This is a genomic window from Deinococcus betulae (assembly GCF_020166395.1).
In the GTDB taxonomy this organism is placed as follows: domain Bacteria; phylum Deinococcota; class Deinococci; order Deinococcales; family Deinococcaceae; genus Deinococcus; species Deinococcus betulae.
In genome coordinates, this window is record NZ_JAIQXU010000011.1 from 103,558 (window position 1) to 126,110 (window position 22,553).

Annotated in this window: 18 protein-coding genes; 11 read left to right on the plus strand and 7 right to left on the minus strand. The window is 66.8% G+C overall.

Translation table 11 applies throughout. The features are described 5' to 3' along the window. Positions 1-38 precede the first annotated feature (38 nt). The 4 genes from K7W42_RS10305 to K7W42_RS10320 all read left to right on the plus strand — a co-directional run bounded on the left by K7W42_RS10305 (position 39) and on the right by K7W42_RS10320 (position 3,459). The gene (locus tag K7W42_RS10305) at positions 39-509 is read left to right on the plus strand and encodes an Lrp/AsnC family transcriptional regulator (protein ID WP_157457835.1); all 471 of its coding nucleotides are present in this window, start codon (positions 39-41) and stop codon (positions 507-509) included. 447 nt (positions 510-956) lie between these two features. Further along, on the plus strand, positions 957-1,706 hold the full coding sequence (locus K7W42_RS10310) for a peptidylprolyl isomerase (RefSeq protein WP_224574465.1): 750 nt from the start codon (positions 957-959) through the stop codon (positions 1,704-1,706). A 36-nt stretch (positions 1,707-1,742) separates the two neighbouring features. Then, positions 1,743-2,408: a phosphatidylserine decarboxylase gene (locus K7W42_RS10315; protein ID WP_224574467.1), complete on the plus strand. Its 666-nt coding sequence runs from the start codon at positions 1,743-1,745 to the stop codon at positions 2,406-2,408. Between the two features lie 181 nt (positions 2,409-2,589). Further along, positions 2,590-3,459 carry a hypothetical protein gene (locus K7W42_RS10320; RefSeq protein ID WP_224574497.1) on the plus strand — a complete coding sequence of 290 codons (870 nt, stop codon included), beginning with the start codon at positions 2,590-2,592 and terminating at the stop codon, positions 3,457-3,459. A 95-nt stretch (positions 3,460-3,554) separates the two neighbouring features. On the opposite strand, the gene K7W42_RS10325 is transcribed toward K7W42_RS10320, so the two are convergent. Continuing rightward, on the minus strand, positions 3,555-4,001 hold the full coding sequence (locus K7W42_RS10325) for an Hsp20/alpha crystallin family protein (RefSeq protein ID WP_224574468.1): 447 nt from the start codon (positions 3,999-4,001) through the stop codon (positions 3,555-3,557). A gap of 358 nt (positions 4,002-4,359) precedes the next feature. On the opposite strand from K7W42_RS10325, the gene pyrR reads away from it, so the two are divergent. The 6 genes from pyrR to K7W42_RS10355 all read left to right on the plus strand — a co-directional run bounded on the left by pyrR (position 4,360) and on the right by K7W42_RS10355 (position 9,067). Further along, the gene (gene pyrR / locus K7W42_RS10330; protein WP_157457843.1) at positions 4,360-4,908 is read left to right on the plus strand and encodes a bifunctional pyr operon transcriptional regulator/uracil phosphoribosyltransferase PyrR; all 549 of its coding nucleotides are present in this window, start codon (positions 4,360-4,362) and stop codon (positions 4,906-4,908) included. Further along, positions 4,905-5,849, plus strand: a complete 945-nt coding sequence (locus K7W42_RS10335) for an aspartate carbamoyltransferase catalytic subunit (RefSeq protein WP_157457844.1) — start codon at positions 4,905-4,907, stop codon at positions 5,847-5,849. The genes pyrR and K7W42_RS10335 overlap by 4 nt, the downstream gene beginning before the upstream one ends. Before the next feature lie 26 nt (positions 5,850-5,875). Next, the gene (locus K7W42_RS10340; RefSeq protein WP_224574470.1) at positions 5,876-6,493 is read left to right on the plus strand and encodes a hypothetical protein; all 618 of its coding nucleotides are present in this window, start codon (positions 5,876-5,878) and stop codon (positions 6,491-6,493) included. 11 nt (positions 6,494-6,504) lie between these two features. Continuing rightward, entirely contained in the window at positions 6,505-7,134 is a 630-nt protein-coding gene (locus tag K7W42_RS10345; protein WP_224574472.1) for a hypothetical protein, read from the plus strand. A 133-nt stretch (positions 7,135-7,267) separates the two neighbouring features. After that, positions 7,268-7,789: a hypothetical protein gene (locus K7W42_RS10350; protein WP_224574474.1), complete on the plus strand. Its 522-nt coding sequence runs from the start codon at positions 7,268-7,270 to the stop codon at positions 7,787-7,789. 12 nt (positions 7,790-7,801) lie between these two features. Further along, positions 7,802-9,067, plus strand: a complete 1,266-nt coding sequence (locus K7W42_RS10355; RefSeq protein ID WP_224574476.1) for a dihydroorotase — start codon at positions 7,802-7,804, stop codon at positions 9,065-9,067. A 60-nt stretch (positions 9,068-9,127) separates the two neighbouring features. On the opposite strand, the gene K7W42_RS10360 is transcribed toward K7W42_RS10355, so the two are convergent. From K7W42_RS10360 to K7W42_RS10370, 3 genes are all read right to left on the minus strand, one after another. Beyond that, entirely contained in the window at positions 9,128-10,336 is a 1,209-nt protein-coding gene (locus tag K7W42_RS10360; RefSeq protein WP_224574478.1) for an NAD(P)/FAD-dependent oxidoreductase, read from the minus strand. A 134-nt stretch (positions 10,337-10,470) separates the two neighbouring features. Then, a complete protein-coding gene (locus K7W42_RS10365) occupies positions 10,471-11,580 on the minus strand; it encodes a Gfo/Idh/MocA family protein (RefSeq protein WP_224574480.1) in 1,110 nt (369 codons plus the stop codon). A gap of 163 nt (positions 11,581-11,743) precedes the next feature. Continuing rightward, positions 11,744-13,522: a tetratricopeptide repeat protein gene (locus K7W42_RS10370; protein WP_224574481.1), complete on the minus strand. Its 1,779-nt coding sequence runs from the start codon at positions 13,520-13,522 to the stop codon at positions 11,744-11,746. Positions 13,523-13,712: 190 nt separating this feature from the next. On the opposite strand from K7W42_RS10370, the gene K7W42_RS10375 reads away from it, so the two are divergent. Next, entirely contained in the window at positions 13,713-14,573 is an 861-nt protein-coding gene (locus K7W42_RS10375; RefSeq protein WP_224574483.1) for an IclR family transcriptional regulator, read from the plus strand. Between the two features lie 531 nt (positions 14,574-15,104). On the opposite strand, the gene K7W42_RS10380 is transcribed toward K7W42_RS10375, so the two are convergent. The 3 genes from K7W42_RS10380 to K7W42_RS10395 all read right to left on the minus strand — a co-directional run bounded on the left by K7W42_RS10380 (position 15,105) and on the right by K7W42_RS10395 (position 22,385). Continuing rightward, positions 15,105-16,670: a S8 family peptidase gene (locus tag K7W42_RS10380; protein ID WP_224574485.1), complete on the minus strand. Its 1,566-nt coding sequence runs from the start codon at positions 16,668-16,670 to the stop codon at positions 15,105-15,107. A gap of 549 nt (positions 16,671-17,219) precedes the next feature. Then, positions 17,220-17,651: a winged helix-turn-helix transcriptional regulator gene (locus K7W42_RS10385; protein ID WP_224574487.1), complete on the minus strand. Its 432-nt coding sequence runs from the start codon at positions 17,649-17,651 to the stop codon at positions 17,220-17,222. Positions 17,652-18,371: 720 nt separating this feature from the next. Further along, positions 18,372-22,385, minus strand: coding sequence for a VWD domain-containing protein (locus K7W42_RS10395; protein ID WP_224574489.1), 4,014 nt, complete (start codon positions 22,383-22,385; stop codon positions 18,372-18,374). Positions 22,386-22,553: the final 168 nt, after the last annotated feature.

The window sequence follows — 22,553 nt, forward strand, 5'->3', positions numbered from 1 at the left end:
CAACACAGTTGCGCGAATATGCCAGAATAGCGGCAATCATGTCGCAAGCCATTCTGGACGCCACCGACCGGCAGATTCTGGGCATCCTGCAACGGGACGCCCGCATTCCCAACACGGAACTGGCCGATGAAATTGGCCTGACCCCTGCCCCCACCCTGCGCCGGGTGCGGCGACTGGAAGAAGAGGGGGTGATCCAGCGCTACGTGGCGCTGCTGGACCCCAAACTGGTGGGCCGCGAACTGATGGTCATGGTGCGCGTGACCCTGGACAAGCAGACCAAGGCGGGTTTTGAACAGTTTGCCCAGAAAATGCAGGAGCGGCCCGAGGTGCTGGAATGCTTTCTATGCCTGGGGGACATTGACTACCTGCTGAAAGTCTGCGTGCCGGACCTGGACGCCTACCAGCATTTTCTGGTGAACACGCTGGCGGCGATTCCGGGCGTCAGGAACACCGCCAGCACGATTGTGGTCAAGCAGGAGAAACACACCACGAGCCTGCCGCTGGACTGAGGCTTGGGGTGACAGGGTCAGCCTCCTGCCCAGAGGGGCAGAGGGAGCCCCGCTACGCCCGGCAAACGTTTTGATTTGAGCTGGCGGAGTTGGCCGCTCCGTTCACGTGTCTTGCTCGGGCGCCATCCTTTGCCCATTAAAATCCGCGCGCCCAAGCGCAAGTGGGCCGCTTAAGGTAGCAGGGAGGGCAGGAGCCGCCCCAAGCGAGTGCAGACACACAAAGGCCTCACCCATGCCTGGATGCCACCGGAACAGGAATCTTGTTGCGGCTTAGAGGTTCTCTCTTCTCACCCGCAAAGAACTCATCAAGCTGCGGAGCAAAGAGAGGGCGTCCGGGCTTACTCCCCTACTCTCGACTGCCCACATCCCATTCTCCACACTCCCCCTCCTGTATCACCTACACTTCCCTCTCCCCTCTCTCATCTTGTGCGTGAAACACTGCAGCTCATGCGTTCATGCCTTCCGTTTGCCCTGGCCCTGACGGGACTGCTCGCCTCCTGCGCGCCTGCAGCGACCACCACGGCCCAGCCGGCGGCTCCGTCGCCGGCCCCTGTAGCCACCACGCCAGCCGCACCGGCCACCCCGGCAGCGCCTGTCAACCCAGCGCCAGTTCAGAGCTTCACGGCCGTTGCGCCCCTGTCAGCCACGCCAGTCCGCACATTCAGCGCGGCGCCGGCTCAGGTCACCGACCCCGCCAAGACGTACCGCGCCGTCCTGAAAACCAGCCGGGGGGACGTGACGCTGGAACTGCTGCCCAAGGCGGCGCCGGTGGCCGTCAACAATTTTGTCTTTCTGGCGCTCAACCACTTTTACGACGGCACCCGTTTTCACCGGGTCATTGACGGCTTCATGGCCCAGGGCGGTGATCCCCTGAGCGCCGATACCAGTCGGCAAGCGGTGTGGGGCACGGGTGGCCCCGGTTACCAGTTCAGTGCCGAGGTGAATAGCGGCCTACGCTTTGACCGCGCGGGCGTGCTGGGCATGGCGCGCGCCCAGAGCCTGAATTCTCAGGGCAGCCAGTTTTTTATTACGGTGGCGCCCGCCGACTTTCTTAGCGGCAGCTACACGGTTTTTGGGCGGGTGCTGGCCGGCCAGGACGTGCTGGATAAATTGACGCGCAACTACAACAACGCTGGACCTATCGCCGGGGCCGCCGCCGACACCCTGCTGAGCGTACAGATTCTTCAGTCGCCGTAAACGCTGGGCGCGCGGCCCACTGGCTACACTGGGCCTATGCGCGCGCGCTTCGCCCTGCCCCTGCTGGCCGCCGCTGCGGCTGGGTGGTACCTCCGCAGCGTCTACCGTTTTCGTGACCCGGTGCGGCTCCCGCCCCCTGACGCTGGTGCTGTGCTCAGCCCAGCCGATGGGGTGGTCTGCTTTGTCCGGCGGGTAGAGGGCGGCCTCGTCACGGGCGAAGCCGCTGTGGAAGCGGCGGCCCTGCTCGGCATAGCAGTAGGCGACGGATGGCTGCTGGGCTTCTTTGTAGGGCCGCTGGACGTTCATTACGCCTACCAGCCGGTCACTGGTCAGCTCCTTCACGCCAGCCACACGGGCGCGCGGGTGAATGTGCCGCTGCTGGGTCTGGGTGAGGCCCTGGGACTCCTGACTGGCCGCCCGGCTGACCTGCTGGCCCGGCGCGGGACGCTGGAAAACGAACGGATGACCGCTGTCACCCGTACCGCCCACGGCGACGTGACGCTGACCCTGGTGGCCCCAGGCGCAGGGCTGCACGGCACGTCTTTTGTGCGCGCAGGGGACGAGGCGAGGGCTGGACACAAAGCCGCGTTTCTGGCTGAAGGCGGGCTGGCGCTGCTCCACCTCCCGGCTGGGTACACGCCTGCCGTCAACGTGGGCGACCGGGTCCAGGGCGCCCAGAGCGTGGCGGCGCGGCAAGGCTAACCAGCGTCACGGCGCGGCGGCGGCCAGAGCGGCTATGCTGCCGCAGCGCGTGCCACCCGGCCGCGCCAAGGGAGAGAACGTGACCAGGGAAGGCAGGAAGCCCGCCAGGAGCAGCGAGCCACAAGGGCTGGACAGCCAGGGAACCGAACGCCACAGCCCCGAACGCGTCGGCGAACGCCTGATGGCCGACCGCAAGGTGCGGGCCGTTGCCCAGGCCGGCAGCTACGGCACCGAGTTCACCTGGGCCGGCAGCCTGCCCACCTTCGTGACCTTTGAACGTGGCCTGGCCGCGCCACTCAGCGAGGCCCGCGCGGGCATTGTCACCGAACGCTTTCCCTATGAGCAGCTTGAAGCGTGGCGCGACTGGAACGCGGCTCGGCAGGAAGCGCCGCTGGCCCTGCTGGCCACCAGCCGCGTGCTGTACGACCCCACCGGGCACTACGGCCGCATTCAGCGCACCCTCTGGAACCTCAGTGACGCCCAGCGCTCAGCCCACCGCACCGACCTGCTCAACGCCGCCCAGAGCGCCATAGACAGCGCGTGGCAGGCGCACACCGGTCCCGGCCACGGCGTGCAGGAACAACTCCTGGCCCTGGCCGACGCGCGCGAGATCGCCCTGACACTGCTGTACCCCGCCCTGCTGACCCGGCTGCACCTGTGGCCCGAGTTCGAGATCCGGCTGCCGCATGCGTGGCGGGCCTCGGCGGGTCTGCGCTTTCCCAAAGCGGTGTACCGTCTGGAAGCCCTGTACGGCTTTGGCGGCGAGGACGAGGCGCGGCGCGTGCTGCTGGCCACCCGGGGCTTTGGCCTGCTGGCCCAGGAGCGCCGGGCGCGCGCCGCCTTTCAGGCCGGCTACTACGACGGGGCCGTGCGCTACTTGCGTGATGAGGCCGCCCGCACCCACAGAGACGACCTGCGCCGCTGGCTGGCCCTGACCCCCGCCCGCCGCGAGAAACTGGGCACCCTGCTGGGCGTCACGCGCGCGCCGCTGGGCCCAGCCGCCCTGCGGGTCACGCAGGAACTGCTGGAGGCGGTGCAAGAAGGACAGTAAGTGGGAAGTGGCCAGTGGAGAGAGCACCTTCTTCCATTGACCACTGCCCACTTTCTCCTTTGACAAGGGCGAGCCTCTGGGCTCGCCCTTTATCTTTACGCGCTGGCGCTGGTGTCCTGCTCCAGCACCTTGCCGGTGCGGACTGTCACCGTGCGCTTCTGCGCGGCCTCGCTGCGGGGCACGCGGAGGGTCAGGGTGCCGTGATTCAGCTCGGCTTCGACCTTGGTCAGGTCGTACTTGGGCGGCACGCTGAAGGTGCGGGCCAGGGTGCCGTGGGCGCGCTCGACGCGGTGAGCGGTGCGGCCTTCCTTGCGCTCGTAGGCGCGGGTGGCCTGCACGGTCAGGGTCTGGTTCTCGGCCTCAATCTGAAGGGCCTCGGGCGTCACGCCGGGCAGGTCAAGGGTAAGTTCCAGGCCCTGCTCGTCCTCATGAACGTCAACGGGAGGAGCAAAGCGGGTGGGGGCGGCACTGGCCTGGCCAAATGTGCGGTCCAGGCGCTGGGTCAATTCTTCAATCTCACGGAAAGGGTCAAATCGCATCATGCAAGTACCTCCTGGGACTGGAAGCGTGTGGCCAACTTGAGTGCCTCGCGCTCAACTTGATGTAGATTAAAACCTGAGCGTCATGTTGTCAAGTTTGATGCGCCCTTAAAGAACCGTCTCTGCTGGACAGTCGCCCGCCGGGGTGGGCTGAGCCTGGGCCGGCGGTGTACACTGCCGCAGACTGCGCCGGCTCTGGTGGCCTGTGCGATGGTCCTCAATTCGTTTTTTCGTCCTTTCCCGGCAGTCCCGTGAGGCTGCACCCGCCCCGTGAGGCAGGAGAAGGAGTGCCTATGCAGAGTCATCCCGTTTGCCCTCAGCCGGTGCTGAGCGGCGTTTTTTTTACCCAGCCGGGGCGCGCATGACGCCCAAGGCCACGATTCTGACCTCGGACGAGGTGCGCCGCGCGCTGACCCGCATTGCCCACGAGATCATCGAGCGCAACAAGGGCGCGCAGCAGCTGGCGCTGATTGGCGTGCATACGCGCGGCATTCCGCTGGCCGCCCGCCTGGCCCAGAAGCTGAGTGAGCTGGAAGGCGTAGACGTGCCCACCGGCATGCTGGACATCACCCTGTACCGCGACGACCTCTCGGAAGTGGCACAGCAGCCGATTATCCGCGAGACGCAGGTGCCGTTTGACCTGCGTGACCGCCGCGTGGTGCTGGTGGACGACGTGCTGTACACCGGCCGCACCGTGCGCGCCGCCCTGGACGCCCTGATTGACCTGGGCCGCCCGGCGGGCATTCAGCTGGCGGTGCTGGTGGACCGGGGCCACCGCGAACTGCCTATCCGCGCCGATTACGTGGGCAAGAACCTGCCCACCGCCGCCAACGAAGTCGTGAAGGTGAAGGTGCAGGAAACCGACGGCGTGGACAGCGTGGAGCTGTGGGACCTGGAGGCGCTGCGATGAACGCGCCCGTGAGCATGGGGCCGCGCCCCCGCAACCTGCTGGACTTTCAGGACTGGACCCCCGAACGCCTGACGGCCATCCTCGACAACGCCGACACCATGCTGCAGGTGCTGGACCGCCCGGTGAAGAAGGTTCCGGCGCTGCAAGGCCTGACCGTCTGCAACGCCTTTTTCGAGAACTCCACCCGCACCCGCACCTCCTTTGAACTGGCCGCCCGCCGCATGAGCGCCGACGTGCTGACCTTTGCCGCCGGGGCCAGCAGCGTGAACAAGGGCGAGAGCCTGCGCGACACCTTAGAAGTGCTGACCTCGTACAAGGTGGACGCCTATATCGTGCGGCACCACGCTTCGGGGGCGGCGCACCTGGTGGCCAAATACAGCGGCAAGCCCGTGATTAACGCCGGGGACGGCCGCCGCGCCCATCCCACCCAAGCGCTGCTGGACGCCTACACCGTGCGCCAGGAATTTGGCAGCCTGGAAGGCAAAACGGTCGCCATTCTGGGCGACGTGCGTCACAGCCGCGTGGCGCGCAGCAACGCCGAACTGCTGCCCAAACTGGGCGCCAAGGTCGTGCTGTGTGGCCCGGCGACCTTACTGCCTGCTGGGCTGGCAGCCCTGCCTGGCGTCACCCTGACCACTGACCCGCGCGAGGCGGTGCGCGGCGCCCACGCCGTCATGGCCCTGCGCCTGCAACGCGAGCGCATGACGGGCGGCTTTCTGGGCAGCCTTCAGGAGTACGCCGACACCTACCAGGTGAATGAACGGCTGATGCAGGAGGCCGAGAGCGGCGCGGTGGTCCTGCACCCCGGCCCCATGAACCGCGACCTGGAAATCAGCGGTGAGGCGGCCGACGGCCCGCGCAGCCGGATTCTGAAACAGGTGGAAAACGGTCAGGCGATCCGCATGAGCGTGCTGTATCACCTGCTGGTGGGCCGGGAGTAAGGGTGAGGCGGGCGGCCTTATGGCTGATGGCAGCCCTGCACGGTGGGGCCTGGGCGTGCAGTCCTCTGCCACCCAGTCCGGCCCTGCTGCAGGCTCAGGCTGCGCTTGAAGCGGCGCAAATTACGAGTCCTCTGTGTGCAGGTAAGGACGAGTCCAGCTGCGCCGCTTACCGCCTGGGTGCGGCGCAGGCCGCTGCACTGCGCCTGACGGTGGCCCGTGAGGTCAGCCGCCTGAACTTGGGCGCGCCGCTGCCCGAGCTGACGCTGCGCCAGCAGGGCAGCACCTGGCACCTGACGGAATCAGTGCGGTACGGGCTGGACACACAGCTTCGCGCCGTTCCTGGCGGCAGCGTGGCCCTCACCACGGACCGGCAGACGGCCCACGAACGGGTGACTGAACGCCTGAGCCGGGCCGCAGGTGGGTCGGCTTTTTGGTGGAGCTGCGGGCTGGCGGGGCTGAGCGGCGCAGGGCTTGTGGTGCGTGACTGCCGCTGGACGCCAGCCACTGGCGAGTGGCCCCGCACCTTTGACTTCACGGTGGTGCGGGCCGATGCCAGTCTGCCGCCGGGCCGCTACTCGTGGTATGCCCCAGACGGAGGCAGCTGCCACGGCGGCGTCCCGTTTCGCAAAGCGGATGTTCGCTAGGAGGGAAAGCTATGCGCCACCTGCTTGTCATCCTTCTGCTCAGCCAGACTGCGGCGCTGGCGTGTCTACCGCCCTACCAGAGCCCGGCCATGATGAGCGCCGAGCGCGCGCTGAGTGCACTGGGGGTGGGTGAGCCGTGCCCGCCCGTGGTGGACGACACCTGCCAGCGCACCTACCGCGCCGGGCCGCAGGAGATCGCGCGGCTCTTCGCCCAGCAGGCGAACACGGTGGCCCGGCGCAGTGGCGACCTCTGGACCGTGGTGCTGGACGAGTACCGAGGCCAGCAGATTCAGATTCGGGCAGTGGCGGAGGGCGCGCAGGTCATTCAGAGCAACCGGGAGACGGCGTATGAAACGCTGCTCTCGCGGCTGGCGCAGGCGGTGGACCGGGCTGGGTACGGCGGGCAACCCTTGACCTGCGCGCAGCTGGGGTTAACCAGCGACCGTGTGCTGGGTTTTGGAAAATGCCGTGTGAGCTGGGAAAAGCTGCGCTTTCCTCCACCCGGTCACACAGAACAGGCCGTCATTCACTTCACGCTGGACCGTGGGGCCGATAAGACCGTGGAGCTAGGCCGGGCCTTTCAATATACGCCGCTGACGTTGGACGATTACCCCTGCGCCAGTCCACTGAACTATGAATAGGCGAGTGACGACAAAGCGAGCAAATCTCGGAGCCAGACTCTCAAAATTCTGCCGAGTAGGGTTGACTGCGCTATTCACGGCGCAGGGGTGGGCCAGCGCCTGTGATCGGTCAGGAACACTGGAAGACTTTCTTTTGATCACCCAGGACGAAGAATGGATGCGGCCAATACCATGTAGCCCCGCCGTTTCTTCTGGGGTAAAGACGCGCTCATGCTTCAAGACCCGCAACCTGAATGACATCTTCCAGGAAACGTTCTGGCCGTATGAACTTGAACGGCGAGGCGACCGATTTGAAACGTCGAAGGACACTTTCTTTGAGACGGGCATCAGGGCCAGAGCTCTGCCTTACCGTCAAGGCCATCTGCTCATCGTTGAAAAGGCCCTGACACACTATTCTTACCTCCTGAACCTTTTCGAGTCAGTCAGTTTTTCACGCGATACTCTTTGTTCTAAAGTCCTGCAAAATGATAAAGCCGCACTTATAGAGACCTGTCAACTGAATGAATTTGAAGATGATAGAGGAGATCGCTACGGCAGCACGGAGTATGTGCTGCTGACTCTTACACGCCATACAGAATTCGGGCGACGCGGAGAACCTGTTCTCCTCATCATTGGCCTCTGCAATTGGTTCATCAAACCACTTAAAGATCTCTAAGGAGAGTCATCTATGACCATCACCATTACCAACATCAAGCGCGTCGGTTCGGGCGCCACCGAAACGGTCACCATCGAAAACGGCGTCATCAAGGGCTGGAACCTACCCGAAGAGGGGCAGGTGCTGGACGGCCAGGGCGGCACCCTGGCCCCGGCCCTGATTGAACTGCACGCCCACCTGCGTGAACCCGGCCAGACCGAGAAAGAAGACCTGGCGTCAGGCCTGGCCGCAGCGGCGGCGGGCGGCTACGGCACCGTAGTCTCGATGCCCAACACCAGCCCCGTCGTAGATGACCCGGCCATTGTTCGCACGCTGATCGAGAAGGCGGCAGGCCTGGGTTTTGCGCGCTTGAAACCGGCCGCCGCCCTGACCAAGGGCCAGCAGGGCGAGACCCTGGCAGAGCTGAGCTACCTGAAATCCGCTGGGGCCGCCATGTTCACCGACGACGGGCGCACCAACGAGAACGCCCGCACCCTGCGCCTGGGCCTAGAAACGGCGGGCAGCCTGGGCCTGATGGTCTCTGTTCATGCCGAGGACGCCTCGCTGCGCGCTGACGGTGTGATGAATGAGGGGCCCGTCAGCGAGGCGCTGGGTCTGCCCGGCAACCCGGCGGCAGCCGAGGCCGCGCGCGTGGCCCGCGACATCGAGATTGTGGCGGAGTTGCATGCGCAGGGCCGCCCGGCGCGGCTGCACATTCAGCACCTGTCCACCGCCCGCGCCCTGGACCTGGTGCGCGGGGCCAAAGCGCGCGGCCTGCCCGTGACCTGCGAGGTCTGCCCCCACCACCTCACCCTGACGGACGAGGCGCTGCGCTCCTTTGACGCCATTTACAAGGTGGCCCCGCCCCTGCGCACCCAGGCCGACGCGGACGCCCTGCTGGGCGGCCTGAAAGACGGCAGCGTGGACTGCCTGGCCACTGACCACGCGCCCCACACCCGCGCCGAGAAGGAACGGGACCTGCTGGACGCCCCCAGCGGCATCGCCTACATCGAGCTGGCGTTTCCGCTGATGTACACCCGGTTTGCTGACACGCTGGGCCTGCAAAATCTACTGGACCTGTTCACTGTGGCCCCCGCCCGCCTGATGGGCTGGACCGAGCCGAGCCTGGAAGCCGGCGCCCCCGCCGACCTGGTCGTGCTGGACCTGGACACCGAGCGCACGGTGAACCCAGCCGAATTCAAGAGCAAAGCCAAATTCACCCCCTGGGCCGGCGAAGCCTTGAAGGGCTGGCCGCTGCTGACCGTGGTGGACGGCAGGGTGGCCTACCAGCGAAGCTGAGTCAGAGGCCGAGAGCGCCGAAGGGTCCAGGGAGAGGTATTCCCCTGGACCCTTCGACCTTCACCGGTCCAGGCGGAAAATCCGCAGGTCGTCTTCGGCGTGGCCCTGAATGCAGGCGGTGAGCAGACGCGCGGCCTGCACCGAGTAGGTAATGCCGTTGCCGCCGTACCCCAGGGCAAACAGCAGCCTCTCTCCGGGCGCCTTTGGCCCGATATAAGCGAGGCCGTCTTTGGTCTCACCGAAGGTACCCGCCCAGGCAAAAGCCACTTCAGGCTTCAGGTGAGGCAGCAGCCTTTCCAGGCGGCGTTCCAGGCGCCGCTGCTTGGCCGCCAGGGCGCGGTCCCGGCGGGCCGGGTTATGGTGGGCATCGTCCTCGCCGCCCACGACCACGCGGCCGTCGGCGGTGGTGCGGGCATACAGGTACGGGCGGGCCGTTTCCCAGATCAGACAGCCCTCAGGCCACGGCTCGCCGTCCGTCTGGGCAATCGGCTCGGTGGCCAGGGCATAGGAATTTTTCAACTGCGCCAGGCGCCGCCCCAGGAAGGTTTCTGCCTCGTAGCCGGTCGCCACGACCACCCAGCGGGCCTGCACCCGTGCGCCCCGGTCGGTGTGGGCCGTGAAGAGGCGGCGGTCCTCGTCCAGGCGCGTCACCGTCGTCCGGTCATAAACCCGTGCGCCCCGGCCCAGCGCCCGTTGAAGCAGATGCTGCGCCAGGCGGTAGGGGTCCACCTCGGCGCCGTCGGTGCTGTACAGCGCTGCTGGGGCGTCAATCCCAAAGCGGGCTTTGAGGTCGCGGGCGTCCAGATACTCGACGGTCAGGCCAGCGCGGGTGCGGGCCGCATGTTCTTCTCGCAGCAGCCGGGCGTCTCGGCGGCGACTGGCGTAATACAGGCTGCCCCGCGCCCTGAACCCGCAATCGTCGGGCAGCCCAGCGGTCAGGTCACGCACCCGGTCAATGGCGTCCCGGCACAGGGCGTAGGCGCGTTCAGCGTCAGGCTGACCAATCATGGCGCTCAGGTCCACGAGGTTGGTGTCGATCTCGTATTGCAGCAGGGCCGTGCTGGCGCTGGTGCTGCCAAAGCCAGCGTCGCGGCGGTCCAGCACCACCGTATCGAGCCCAGCGGCACTCAGGGCGTCGGCCAGCAGGGCGCCGGTAATGCCGGCCCCGATGACCAGCACGTCTGCCTGCTCATGGTCCAGCAGGGGCGGGTAGGTGTGCATCAGTCCGTTGGTCAGGGGCCAGAAGGCGCGTCCACTGCGAAGGTCCACCGCCCCAATCTACGCAGCCCGCTGGCCCCTGAACTGCGCCCAATGCTCCGGTTGAGTCCCAGAGCCGCTTCTGCCGCGAAAAGCCGGGAGAGTGTCCCGGCTTCCAACTTTGTTCAATCAGGCTCGGTTCCCCGTCACTCTTCCTGCTTCGGTACGTCGGGCTGGGTGCCCCGGAAAGCGTCTTGACCGTCAACCTTCGGCAGCTCGACCACCCGCCCAGTGCGGGCGCTCTCGTAGATGGCGGCCATAATCACGTGGTCCTGCACCCCTTCCTCGCCGGGGGTCCAGGGGGTCTGGTCCTGGCGAATGCAGCGGGCAAAGTGGTCAAATTCCAGCCCGAACTGGTTGTAGTCCGGAAAGGACGGCTCGCGCTTGCCCGCCTTGTCGCTGATCTGCACCTTCAGCCCCTCGTAGGGAAAAGCTGGGTCCATCAGCAGGCCGCCGTCCTCGCCCAGCACGCGCAGGGTGGTGGTTTTATAGGCCCCGTAACTGGTCAGGGCATTGGCGATCACGCCGCCCGGAAAGCCCAGCATGAAGCTGACCGATTCCTCGACTTCCCTGAAGCGCGGGTCACCGCCGGGCTGGTGCTGAGCCGCAAACACCCACTGGGGCTCCTGACCCAGCACGAAGCGCAGGGTGTTCAGGCAGTAGATCCCCACGTCGGGGACCGGCCCGCCGCCGGCCAAGTCCCGCTTGAGGCGCCAGGCTTCGGGGTCGTCTTCCACCTGAACGTGAATGGAGTCGAGCAACTTGACTTTGCCCAGCGCGCCGCCCTGCACCGCCTCTCGCGCTGCCCAGTGTTCAGGGGTGTACTGACAGCGGTAGGCGGTCATCAGCTTGACCCCGGCCTCCTGGCAGGCGTCCACAATGGCCTGGGCGTCTTCCACATTCACGCTCAGGGGTTTTTCGCACAGGACATGCTTGCCCATCTGGGCGGCCCGCACGGCGTACTCACGGTGCAGGCTGTTGGGCAGCACGATATACACGGCTTCCACGTCGTCACGTTCAGCCAGACGGTCAAACTCTTCGTAGCTGTACACGTCCCTTTCAGTCAGGTTGAAGGCGCGGGCAAAGGCCTCGCCCTTGTCCTCTTCACTGGTGACCAGCGCGGCGATATAGGCTTCCTCGCTGATGCGGGCCGCCGGAATCAGTTCCTCGGCTGTCAACTTGCCAATGCCCACCAGCGCAAAGCCCACGCGCTGGGCCTGGGGGGTCGGAGGGTCAATGTCGGGTTTCAGAGGCATGCGCCCACCGTAAACGCGGCGGCCCCCAGGCACCATGCGGGCACCATTGAGCTGTTCTTCAGCCCAGCAAGACCTCTTCTGAAGAATTGGGCCTGAGCAGGAAGGACCTAGCGCCTGAGAGGCAGGCGCGTTGACCCCGCCAGGCCAGGACCGGTCCTTGCCACTACGGCTGAGACAGGTCGCCCGCGGCAGAGCGGCGCCCAGTGGCCCGGCCGGCGGAATGTTGCTGCCGCGCCTGGTCCAGCATGTCCTCGGCCTGCGCGCGGGCGGTGTCGGCGCACACCGTGGTGCCCAGCGTCAGGCGCAGGCCCGGCAGATCTGGCCAGGCCCGCGCGGCCAGCGCGCGGCGCAGCCGCTCCAGCAGCCGCTCGGCGCCCTCTGCGTCAGTGCCAGGCAGCAGCAGCGCAAGGTCGTCGCCGTCCAGGTGCGTCAGCAGGTCACCCCCACGAATCAGCTGCTGAATCTGACGGCCCGCGTCTTGCAGCACCCGCGCGGCGGCTGGGGCTGGCACCGGCTCGGCCCCGAAGTCCAGGCTCAGCACAGCCAGCGACAGGGGCTGATTCCCGCGCCGCGCCTGCTCGAACGCGCGTTCCAGCGCCGGCAGCAGGACGCGGCGCCCAGGCAGGCCGGTGCGGGGGTCCAGAAGGGCCTGGCCGGCCAGCTCGGCCCGCAGTGGCCCCAGGATGTGGTGGTGTTCCAGTCCCGCCTGCGCCAGCTGTAGCCCCTCAAGCCACTCGCGCTGGGCCGCCGCCACCTGTCGGCTGCGCTCCAGGTCCCGCTCGATGACCCGCACGGCGCTTTGCCGCTCGGCGGCGGCCCGGTTCAGCGCCACCGTCAGGCGCAGGTGTTCGCGCAGGTGGCGCAGCGCCCCTGTGAGTTCCTGGCGCGTTTCGTGCAGTGCGCACAGCTGCTTGTGGGCTTCGCTGGCAATCGCGTCGGCGTGCAGGCGTTCGGCCAGGGTCAGCGCGCGGTGCAGGGCGTCCCCGGCAGGGTCCAGCTGGCCGCCGTCCAGCAGGGTTGTGCCCCGGCGCAGCTGCACGCTGGCTTCCAGATAGAAGTCACCCATGCGCCCCACCAGGGTCAGGGCCTGCTCATAGGCGTCCAGGGCACTGGCGGCGTCGCCAAAGCGGCGGTGGGTGTCACCCAGGCTGGAGTAGATTTCCACCTGATTTTCCAGGTCGTCGGAGGTTTCAGACAGCTCGCCGGCCCGGCGCAAAGAACTCAGGGCGCCGTCCCGCTGGCTCAGGGTGGCCTGCAAGCTGCCCAGATTGGTCAGGGCCACAATCTCGTTGTAGGGGCTGCCGTGGACGCGCGCCAGATGCAGCGCCTCGTTCTGGTACGACAGGGCTTCCTCGTGGCGCTCCAAGGCCATGCACACGTTGCCAACGTTGTTGGTCGCGGCAATCCGCACGGTGGTGTTGCCCACACCCGTTGCCATCCGCAGCGCGCGCAGGGCGTAGTTCAGCGAGGCCGGGTTGTCGTCCAGGCGGTGATACACCAGCCCGATGTTATTCAGGCAGGCGCACAGATACCACTCGTTGCCCTGCGACTCAAACAGGGTCTGCGCCGTGAAGTGGGCTTCCAGGGCGCCGGGTAGCTGGCCCAGGCTGGAGCGCACGGTGCCAGTGCCCATCCAGCTGCGCGCCAGCCCCACGGTGTCGCCCGCCGCCTCATGGCCGCGCGCCGCTTCGTCCAGGGCGTCCAGAGCGGCGCGGTACTGGCCCATGCGGGAGAGGCTGCGGCCCAGTTCCAGCAGCGCCTGCGCGTGGGCGCCGCCGTCCTGCAAGGTGAGGGCCAGGGCCGCCGCTTCCTTTGCCCGGCGCACGGCGGCGGCCGGGTTCTTGTCCCACAGTTCGGCTGCCAGGGCCAGCAGCGCGCGCAGGCGCTCACGGCCCTGAGCGGTATGCACCTGACGCTCAAGCTGGTCCAGCAGGTCGGACATGGGTCTAGGACACAGTGTAGACCCCGGCGTTCAGGCCCGGCTCGGCCCAGCGGGACGCCCCGCTGCTGGTGTACGATAAAGCTCCTGTGTGGGGGAGCCTGCAGAAGTGGCCAGTCAACCGGAAGTTCAGCGGTCAGCCTGCCTCACGCCTGCACTCGGCGCCGCGCGCCCGCCGCTTTCTGGAGGCCGCGTGACGCCCCCCGCAACCCTCAGTGCCCCCCGCCCGGCCGTGCAGGGCACCGACGTGCCGACACTGGAGCGGCCCCTCTTCGTGCTGACGTTTTTCACGCCGCAGCAGCCGCAGTGGTCTCTGTCGAATCTGGCGCGGGCCAGTGGGCTGCCCAAGGCCAGCTGCCTGCGGGCGCTGCGGGTGCTGGAAAAATACGACCTGCTAGTGCGTGAGGGCGACCGCTACCGCCTGGGCAGCGGCTTTATCGCCATGAAAGCCCACGCCCAGCAGCACGCGCCTCCCCTGAATGTGGCGCTGCCGCACCTGGCCCACCTGGCCGAGCAGACCGGGCTGCAGGTGTCGTGGGCTGTGCTGGACAACGAACAGACCCTCTACACCGAGGTGCTGCCCCTGGCCGGGTCAGGGCTGGCGCCGGGGGACCGGCGTGCGCTGCTGGGGGACGCTTCAGGGCGTCTGCTGCTGGCCTTTGCCGAGCGCACCCTGCGCGAGCGGGTTTTTGCCGGGGCCGCCGCACTGGACCACGCCGAGCGCGCCACCCTGGACACCCTGGACAGCGTGAGCCGCCGCACCTGGCTCTCGGCGCCGGTGGCGCGTGACCACCTGGAGGGCGCGGTGCAGGTGGCCGCCCCCGCCTTCCGCGCCGGCGGACGCCTGGCGGCGGCCCTGGCCCTGACCTGGCCCGCCGCCCCCAGCACCTGGGCTGGTGCACACGACACCGTGCAGCATCTGGTGAACACCGCCCAGAAGGTTTCGCGCGATCTAGGATACGAACGGGCCTGGGTCACGGACACCACCTTCTTCCTTCAGGTGCTCACGCGGCTGTCCATGCCGGCCCTGTCTGACCTTCCCCGCCCAGAGTAGGGGCGAGAGGTACGGCGCGGCCAGGAAAAGGCGCGGTGGGCGGGGCTGACGCGCGACCAGAATGGCAAGGCCCGCTGTGGGGTGCTCCCTCTCAGCAGGAGTGCACCCGTTGAGGGCAGGGCAGCACCCCTCTCCCGAAACCCTGCAGACGGTCTCCGATTGAACCGCTGGCACAATCAGTAAAAGCCGACCGAAGAAAGCAGGAGCAGGAGACGGCTGACCGGCGTGGAGTTTTCACATCGGTTCTATTCCAACGTGTCAACGGAACACAGGGAATCTGCCTAACAGCGCCTGCCCGTTTCATTGAGGGCCACCGACGCCCCTCCACTCCACTTTCCCCGCTGTCTCTGATGAACACTCACTGTGTTCCCCTCAGCGTAGTTAAGGACCATCACTCTCAACCAGGCTGAGTTCCGCTGTGAGGCCCTGGGCGGGCGCCTCGTCACCCCCCTTTCCACCCTCACCAAACAAACTGCCTGGCCGATATGGCCAGGCAGTTTCTCCCAGGTGTTCAGCCGCAGAGGCTCTGGATCAGCGGTTTTCCACCAGGGTGTACTGGCCGCTGCCGGCGTAGGCGTACACTTCCCAGCGGTAGGAGCCGCTGGCGGCGTTGTAGGTGATGTTTTCGGTGCTGGTGCTGCCTTCGGCGGCGGCCACGTCCACCCAGGCGCTGCCGTTGTACTTCTGGAGGTACAGGTCGAAGTCGGTGCCGCTGGGACCCGTCAGCGTGGCCTTGAGGGTGCCGCCCGCGTACTGGAAGTAGCCAGGGTTGCCGGGCTGGTAGCTGGTGCCGCCGGCATACACGCTGCCCTTGTAGGTGGTGCCAGGCGTGGGGGTGGGGGGCTCGGGATTGGTGGTGCCGCTGGGGTTCGTGAACAGCAGCTTGTTGGGGCTGCCGGTGCCCACGTTCGAGATCTTGTTGGCCGAGGAGGCGTTGAGCAGCGCGCTCGTCACCTGCGCGTTGGTGTAGCTGGGGTTGGCCGCCAGGATCAGGGCGACGGCGCCGGCCACGTGGGGGGTCGCCATGCTGGTGCCGCTGATGGAGTTCGTGGCGCTGTCGCTGGAGTTCCAGGTGCTGGTGATGCCCGTGCCAGGCCCGAAGATATCCACGCAGTTGCCGAAGTTGGAGAAGGTGCTGCGCACGTCAGAGCTGTCGGTGGCGCCCACCGTGATGGCGCTGGCCGCGCTGGCCGGGCTGTAATTACAGGCGTTCTTGTTGTCGTTGCCGGCGGCGATGGCCATGATCAGGCCCTTGCTGGCGGCGTTGTTCACGGCGTCGTTGACCGCCTGGTCAAAGCCGCCGCCAATGCTGAGGTTGGCGACTGCCGGGCCGCTCTTGTTGTTCAGGGCCCAGTTGATGCCGGAGATGATGGCGCTGTACGCCCCGCTGCCCTGGCAGTTCAGAACCTTCACGGCCACCAGCTTGACGCCCTTGGCCACGCCGTAGGTGCTGCTGCCGATGGTGCCGGCGACGTGCGTGCCGTGCCCGTTACAGTCGGTGTTGTTGCCGTCGTTCAGGGCGTTGGTGCCCCAGACGGCGCGGCCGCCGAACTGGCTGTGGGAGGTGCGAATGCCGGTGTCAACCACGTAGGCCGTGACAGTGCTGGCGGTGGTGTCATAGGTGTAGGTGCCGCTGAGGGGACGGTCGCGCTGGTCGATGCGGTCAATGCCCCAGGTGGCGTTGCTCTGGGTGGCCACGGCGTGCGCCATGGCGTCTTGCTGGATGTACTTCACGCGCTTGTCGGCCCGCAGGGTGGCGAGGTTCTGGGCGCTCAGTTTGGCGGCAAAGCCGTTCAGGGCCTGGTTGTAGAGGTACTGAACAGTGATGCCCTGAGGATCCAGGCCCAGGGCGCTGACGAGGCCGCCGCTCTGGGTGGCCAGGGTGCTGGCGGAGGTGCCGCCGCTCAGCACGACGATGTACTGGCCAGGGATGGTGTCGGCGGCGTCCTGGCCCAGCACAGGCGCCAGCGCGGGGGCAGTGCGCGCCACCGTCGGCGCCGAGGCGTCGGGCACCCCAGCCTGCAGGGCGGTTTGCTGCCCACAGGCAGCCAGGAGGCCAGTAACGGTCAGAACAGCGGCAGTCAGACGTGCATTCATGGTGAAACCTCCTGGTCACCTGCCCCTTATGTAAAGAGCAAGCGGCCTGCCTCGGTGGCAAGATGAGATGACATTGAGCAGACAAATAAGTTTTATTCGTTTCACTGAGTGGAACAGTAGGGTTGTCTAGGTCGCTTATCAGAGGACCTCTACGCTGACTGTGCCTGGGATTTGAAAGGGCAGATTCTTTCAGGTTTTTTCTGAATTGATGCCTATAAACACAACGTTTTTAGCCCTCTCCTTCCCAGAGAGGGGCGGAGGAGAGCGGACTCATTGGCCTCTTGGTCAGCGTTGCACTGATTGAACCAGCAGGAGACTGCAATGCTGTCCGAACCGTTGGGTCTCTGGAATCAGTCAAGACAGAGCACTCAAGGAAAACCGTTCTTCTGGACGGGGGTTTTCAATTCAATATCCAGAGGATTAGGGCTGCTGCGCGCAGAGGTCGGAAGGCCAAGCAAGTGAAAGGGCCGGCGCTGACACCGACCCCTCATTGAAGGAAGTCCTCTCAGTGTTGGACAACACGGTCGAGCGGTCATAAGCGGCTCTCTATCACTGGCCCACTGGGCTGTTCATCACCTGCTCCTTTGCGTCGTACTCGGCGCGAGCAGCTTTGATCTCCGCCTGGTTACTCAGCGCCCACTGCACCAGCGCCTGAATGGTGGGCACCAGGGTTTGACCCAGGGGTGTCAGCGCATAGTCCACCCTCGGCGGGATGCTGGGATAGACGGTGCGGTCAACCACGCCGTCGCGCTCCAGCTTGCGGAGGGTCGCCGTCAGCATCCGCTGACTGATGCCGTCAATTTGCCGTTTGAGGGTGCTGAAGCGGGCCGGGCCCTGGGCAAGATTCACGATCACGCTCGCGGCCCATTTGTCACCGACCCGTTCCAGGATGCTCCGCACAGGACACTCGGCGTCGTCTGCCTGCGGACCACAGAGAGGCACATCGGTGATACTCGGTTCCCTTGGTGTGCTGTCTTCCATACCGGTCCAACATGGCACATACTCCATTCAGTTACGAATCCTGCCTTAGTTCTGTTTCGTAACCTGGATGGACACGGCCTGGCTGTCGTGGCGGTTTGACGTCAACCCAGCCTGCAGACCAGCGCCACCGCTGGTGCAGTGCAGGTACCAGACAGGTCTCAGGAGCAGTCCATTCGAGGACGGAAGACATCACCTGCCCAGCCCCCACGCATCCCTCTAACCGCCCCTTAGCTGTTGTTTCCAAGGAGAAATCACTTGACCCCCATTGACCCCACTTCACAGTCGTCAGGAGCAGGAACAGCGCAGACGCCGCTGACCACGCTTAACCCGGCTGCCGGGCACCTCACCATCATCAACACCTACACCGTGGCGCCCGAACGCGCGGACGCGCTGCTGGCGACGCTTATCCGCGCCACTGAGGAGACCCTGCTTTGTTCCGGGCTTCGTCTCGGCCAACTTTCACATCAATGCCGAGCGCACCCAGATTGTCAACTATGCCCAGTGGGAAAGTCGAGAGGCGCTGCTGAGGGCCGGAGGCGACCCCGCAGTGGTTACGCTCATTCAGGAGGCTGGCCAGATCGCCGAGCGGTTTACCCCAGTGCAGTACGAACTGCGGCAATCTATCGCGGGGGCCAGTGGCCTTGACTCGCTGAAACCTTGAGCCGGGCACACCTATTCTCAGGTGTGCCCGGTCAAGGCTGGGCCGAAGGGGAGTGGTCTTCAGGGGTCGCAGGGCGCCCGGTCAATCTTGACGTCGTAGCGGCCAGAGTTGTCCAGCGTATAAGAGTCATTGTGAGTGAGCCACAGGTGACCGCCCGCCGGCACACACGTCCATTCCGCAAACCCGTAGCCCCAGGTCAGGGCCGACGTGTCCGTCTTAGGCTGCCCCGGCTGGGTGACGCGGGCCACCAGGTTAAAGCGGTTTTGGACGTTGTCCGCCGGGAAGTCGTAGGTCCAGCCGGCGCGGTCCGTGCCTTCGGGGCCCAGAGGCCAGTTCAGCCAGGTGCCGTTGTCGCCCACAAACACTGTCCCGGCGGCCACCAGGCGCACTTTCGTGTTGGCCGGCAGCGTGATGCCCGTGTCCTGCCAGTTGTAGTCCGTGCCCCGGATGTCGAAACTCAGGTCGGGAGTCACGACCGTCACCGTCACTTCGCGGGTCAGGGTGCCGCTGACCGCGCGCACCTTGTACGTTCCGGGCTGGGCCGGGGCGGTGTAGGTGCCGTCTGCGCTCACGGTCCCCTGGTCAGCGCTCCAGGTGATGCTGGCCGGATTCAGGCCGCCGGTCAGCTGCACACGCAGAGGCAGGCTCCGGCCGACAAACACGGTGGCCGCGCTGGGCTGGACCGAGAACCCCGGCGTGTGCTCCTCGCGGTGGTGCGCCAGGACTTCCGCGTCGCGGTCAGTCAGCAGCACGTCCATCACGCAGGCCTCCAGGGCCGAGGGCGGCAGGGGCACATCTGGCGTGACAGGGTCGTTGTCGCGGCCCAGGCAGCGGTCTTCGGCCTGCTGAAAGGCCGCGGGGTCGCGTCCACGCAGGCCGTCCAGGGTCACGATCTGGCTGGGGAAACTGAGGTCCGTGAAGGTGGCGGTGGACTGGCCAGCGGCGTAGTCAAACAGCGAGGTTGCGTCCGTGACGCGCCAGCTGTGGCCAAAGGTCCAGTGGAGGTCGTGGGCACTGGGGTTTGTCAGGGGCTGACCGGCGCCCTGCACCACAAAGTCGTCGTCCTGGCCGTTGGCATTGCCCAGCAGGCCGGTGACCTGCCCGCGCCGCGCTGCGGCCAGCCGCAGGTGCACGGACGAGCCGTGCATCCGAACGAAGGTGCCGTCCGGCCAGGTCACGGTGACGCGGGCGCCGTCGCGGTCAATGCGGCCACCGCCCGGCAGGGTCACGGTGGGCACACCTGTCCCGATGCCCTGCCCATTCACCCGCAGCGCGCCGTCTCCGGCCACGTTCACGCGGTTCTGCCCGACCCGCAGGGCGTAGGCGCTGTTCCAGGCCACCTGACCGTAAAACCACCCGTTGGGTTCCTTGACCGTCCGCACCTGCACTTCAAAGTCGCCTGCGCTCTGGGTGGTGCGCGCCAGCACGAACTCGCCGACCAGTTGCAGGTCGTAGCGCTGGCCGTCCAGCGTTTCCAGGTGCGGGTCCCCGGTGCTGCCACCGTCCGGCGCCTCGCCCTTGCAGACAAAAGTGACGGTGGCGTCTCGCGTTGCAGTGTCCCCACCCACGCTAACCACGGCCCGGACGCTGGCCGAATGCACCGAGTCCTCGGGCACCTGGGGGCAGGTGAAGCTCAGGGGAATGCTCAGGTTGCCCTCGCCGCTCTCGAAGACGCCCGAGGCGGAGGCCGAGCTGCTGGCCCCGTTCCAGCTCAGGTCGTAGTGTGCGGGGGCGCCGCCCTCCTTGACCGTCAGCCCCACCGTTTTGGTCACGGTTTTGCCCGCCCGGCCCTCGGCGCGCGAGTTGGGGGGGTCCAGGGTCACCAGCAGGTTGCGGCAGGTGATGTCAATGCCCCCCACATACCCCGCCGCTGGCACGTGACCAAACAGGCGGTTATGCGACAGCAGCATCAGGTGGCCGCTGTCACCCATGCGGTCGCACAGCGCCTGCGTGACCTCGATAGGCTGGGTGTCCAGGCGCGCGGCGTCTTCGCTGCCAGGGCTCTCCACGATAAAGTTCGGCACGTCGGCCCCCAGCGCGAAAGTCTCGTCACCGTCCACCCACACGCTGCCCCGGCGGGCCACCAGGCTGCCCGCGTCGGCCAGCAGGCCCGTCACGTCTTCCAGGGTGGCCTGCCCGCCCAATTGCAGGCGGTCCCCCACCCGCACCCGGCCGCCGCCGAAAGGCTGACCATTTTTCAGGGCCTCAAAGTCACCCTCGCCCACCGGGCGGTAGAAGTTCAGTTCGGCAGGGCGCCAGGACAGCACGTCAAAGGGGCCCAGGTCAGCCAGTCCCAGCCGGCTCAGGGCCTCCGAGACTGCCCGCACGAACTTCAGGTCCGTCTCCACGCTCAGGGCTGCGCCGGCCTCGGTGGGGGTTTCACGGTTCTGGGCCACGGTGATGTCGTCCCCGTACACGGCCTTGAACTCGGGGCCAATCTTGACGGTCACCAGTTCCAGCTTGGTGGCTTCCAACAGCGGGTCGAGCCAGCCGCCCAGGTTCAGCCACCCCGAGAGGCGTTTCAGGGCGCGGGTGGTCTGACCGCCCACGATCATGTTCAGGCTGCCGGTGCCGTACAGGCCTGCTTGCTGCTCGAACGTCCAGGCCTTGAAATCCGGTTCCAGGGTCCAGTCCAGGGTGGGGGTGGCGGGCAGCACCTGCACCCCCCGCCGGTAATCGGAGTCGTGGCGCCCGGCCACGTCGGCGTCGGTGCTGACCGGCACGATGACCTTGACGCTGGCGGTGGCCTCAGCTTTCAGGTGGGGGCCGCCTTCCAGCTGCATGGAGGCCTCGAAGCTGGGGGTCAGGGTCACAGTGGGCGAGAGTACGGCGGCAAACGGCCCTGTGATGGGCAGGTCAATGTCGAGTTCGCCCAGTTCACAGCTCACCTCGGCCGAGCCGCCGCCCCGGAACTCCGCAGAAGATTTGAGGCCCAGCTGCGCGGTCAGTTTGGCGGCCATGACAGGCTCAGCCGACATCAGGTCGGCGTAGACATCGAAGTCGAAGTCATGTGTCAGCTCCAGCGGCTGCACCGACCCGTTCCCCAGCTGGCCCGAGACCTCGCACAGCTCGCCCGGTCGCGGCCGGGCCTGACGTGAAGCGCCCCCGGCCGGCGCCGCGACCTGATGAACGCGGGCCAGGTCCCAGCCCTGGGCGGTCAGGCGGGTGGTGTCCAGCCGCAGGTCGTACTTACCCAGATACAGGGCGATGGCCTCGGTCTCCAGCTGCACCAGGCTGTACTCGCCCCGCGTTTCGGCGGCGCGCACCGTGCCCATGACCGTGGCGCCCCCCTGCCCCAGCAGCCGCGTGCCCAGCGCCGGGGCCGGGCCCCGCAGCACCACCGGCTCGCGCACCAGCTGAACCTTCCCGCCGTCCAGGGGCCGCGTCACCAGCGCCGCCTGCAACTCCTGAACCGAGAACCCGCCCACCAGGCCGTTTTCAATGCCGGGCAGCGGAAAGTTGCCGGGGTCAGCGCCTTCTGGAAGGTGACCCACCGGAAAGATCACCTGCTGGTCACTCAGCAGTTGGGTGCCCTTGGTGGCGGTGGCGGTGGCGACCAGCACGGGCGGCGCGGTCAGCACCGTGCCCGCCGGCCCCGTGGCCCGCACCGCTATTAAGCTGGACCCCACGGCCGAGGTGGCTGTGACGCGCACCCGGCCCTTGCCCAACGGCTCGACCGTGTATGCGCCGCGCGCCGAATTGGCCCATTCCAGCGAGGCCAACACCTCGTCCGGCAGTGACGCGCCGGGCCGGGCGGGGTCAAAGTAGTGCACCGTCAACTCGGCGCTGTCGCCCGCACGGGTCAGCAGGGCCGCGCTGGGGGTCACGTACAGACTGGGCGCGGCGCGGCCCGGCAGCGGGCGACCGGGCGAGGCCGGTGCGGGGGTGCCCTGAGGGGCCACGCTGGCATGGGGGCTGGCCGCAGCCTGCGCAGGGCTTTGAGCCACTGGAGCGGCGGGCGTGTTCAGGCCGCAGGCTGTCAGGGCCAGGCACGTGCCGGTCAGCAGCAGCGTCCGCAGAGGCCGCCGGGGCGAGGACGGAAAGACAGTGGTGGGCGGGTGGGGGTCGTTCATGCGCGTTCCTCCTGGGCCGCGCGCCTGGCCTGAGGACCGGGGGCGAGGTGGCACGCGTCACGGTAAGAGGGGCCTGCTCATACGCCACTCGCAAGAACAGGGCGTTTGGTAACGGGGTGGTGGAGAGTGAGCTGAGGAGAGGCCGTCTTCAGGCGCTGGAGACAGATC

What these genes read in the sequence shown, in the direction of transcription:
- K7W42_RS10365 (WP_224574480.1), bottom strand. Translation starts at nt 11,580, where the DNA reads ATGCCTCTGAAACCCGACATTGACCCTCCGACCCCCCAGGCCCAGCGC.
- pyrR (WP_157457843.1), top strand. Translation starts at nt 4,360, where the DNA reads ATGACGCCCAAGGCCACGATTCTGACCTCGGACGAGGTGCGCCGCGCG.
- K7W42_RS10345 (WP_224574472.1), top strand. Translation starts at nt 6,505, where the DNA reads ATGCGCCACCTGCTTGTCATCCTTCTGCTCAGCCAGACTGCGGCGCTG.
- K7W42_RS10380 (WP_224574485.1), bottom strand. Translation starts at nt 16,670, where the DNA reads ATGAATGCACGTCTGACTGCCGCTGTTCTGACCGTTACTGGCCTCCTG.
- K7W42_RS10320 (WP_224574497.1), top strand. Translation starts at nt 2,590, where the DNA reads ATGGCCGACCGCAAGGTGCGGGCCGTTGCCCAGGCCGGCAGCTACGGC.
- K7W42_RS10340 (WP_224574470.1), top strand. Translation starts at nt 5,876, where the DNA reads ATGGCAGCCCTGCACGGTGGGGCCTGGGCGTGCAGTCCTCTGCCACCC.
- K7W42_RS10385 (WP_224574487.1), bottom strand. Translation starts at nt 17,651, where the DNA reads ATGGAAGACAGCACACCAAGGGAACCGAGTATCACCGATGTGCCTCTC.
- K7W42_RS10310 (WP_224574465.1), top strand. Translation starts at nt 957, where the DNA reads ATGCGTTCATGCCTTCCGTTTGCCCTGGCCCTGACGGGACTGCTCGCC.
- K7W42_RS10395 (WP_224574489.1), bottom strand. Translation starts at nt 22,385, where the DNA reads ATGAACGACCCCCACCCGCCCACCACTGTCTTTCCGTCCTCGCCCCGG.
- K7W42_RS10305 (WP_157457835.1), top strand. Translation starts at nt 39, where the DNA reads ATGTCGCAAGCCATTCTGGACGCCACCGACCGGCAGATTCTGGGCATC.
- K7W42_RS10370 (WP_224574481.1), bottom strand. Translation starts at nt 13,522, where the DNA reads ATGTCCGACCTGCTGGACCAGCTTGAGCGTCAGGTGCATACCGCTCAG.
- K7W42_RS10335 (WP_157457844.1), top strand. Translation starts at nt 4,905, where the DNA reads ATGAACGCGCCCGTGAGCATGGGGCCGCGCCCCCGCAACCTGCTGGAC.
- K7W42_RS10315 (WP_224574467.1), top strand. Translation starts at nt 1,743, where the DNA reads ATGCGCGCGCGCTTCGCCCTGCCCCTGCTGGCCGCCGCTGCGGCTGGG.
- K7W42_RS10325 (WP_224574468.1), bottom strand. Translation starts at nt 4,001, where the DNA reads ATGATGCGATTTGACCCTTTCCGTGAGATTGAAGAATTGACCCAGCGC.
- K7W42_RS10355 (WP_224574476.1), top strand. Translation starts at nt 7,802, where the DNA reads ATGACCATCACCATTACCAACATCAAGCGCGTCGGTTCGGGCGCCACC.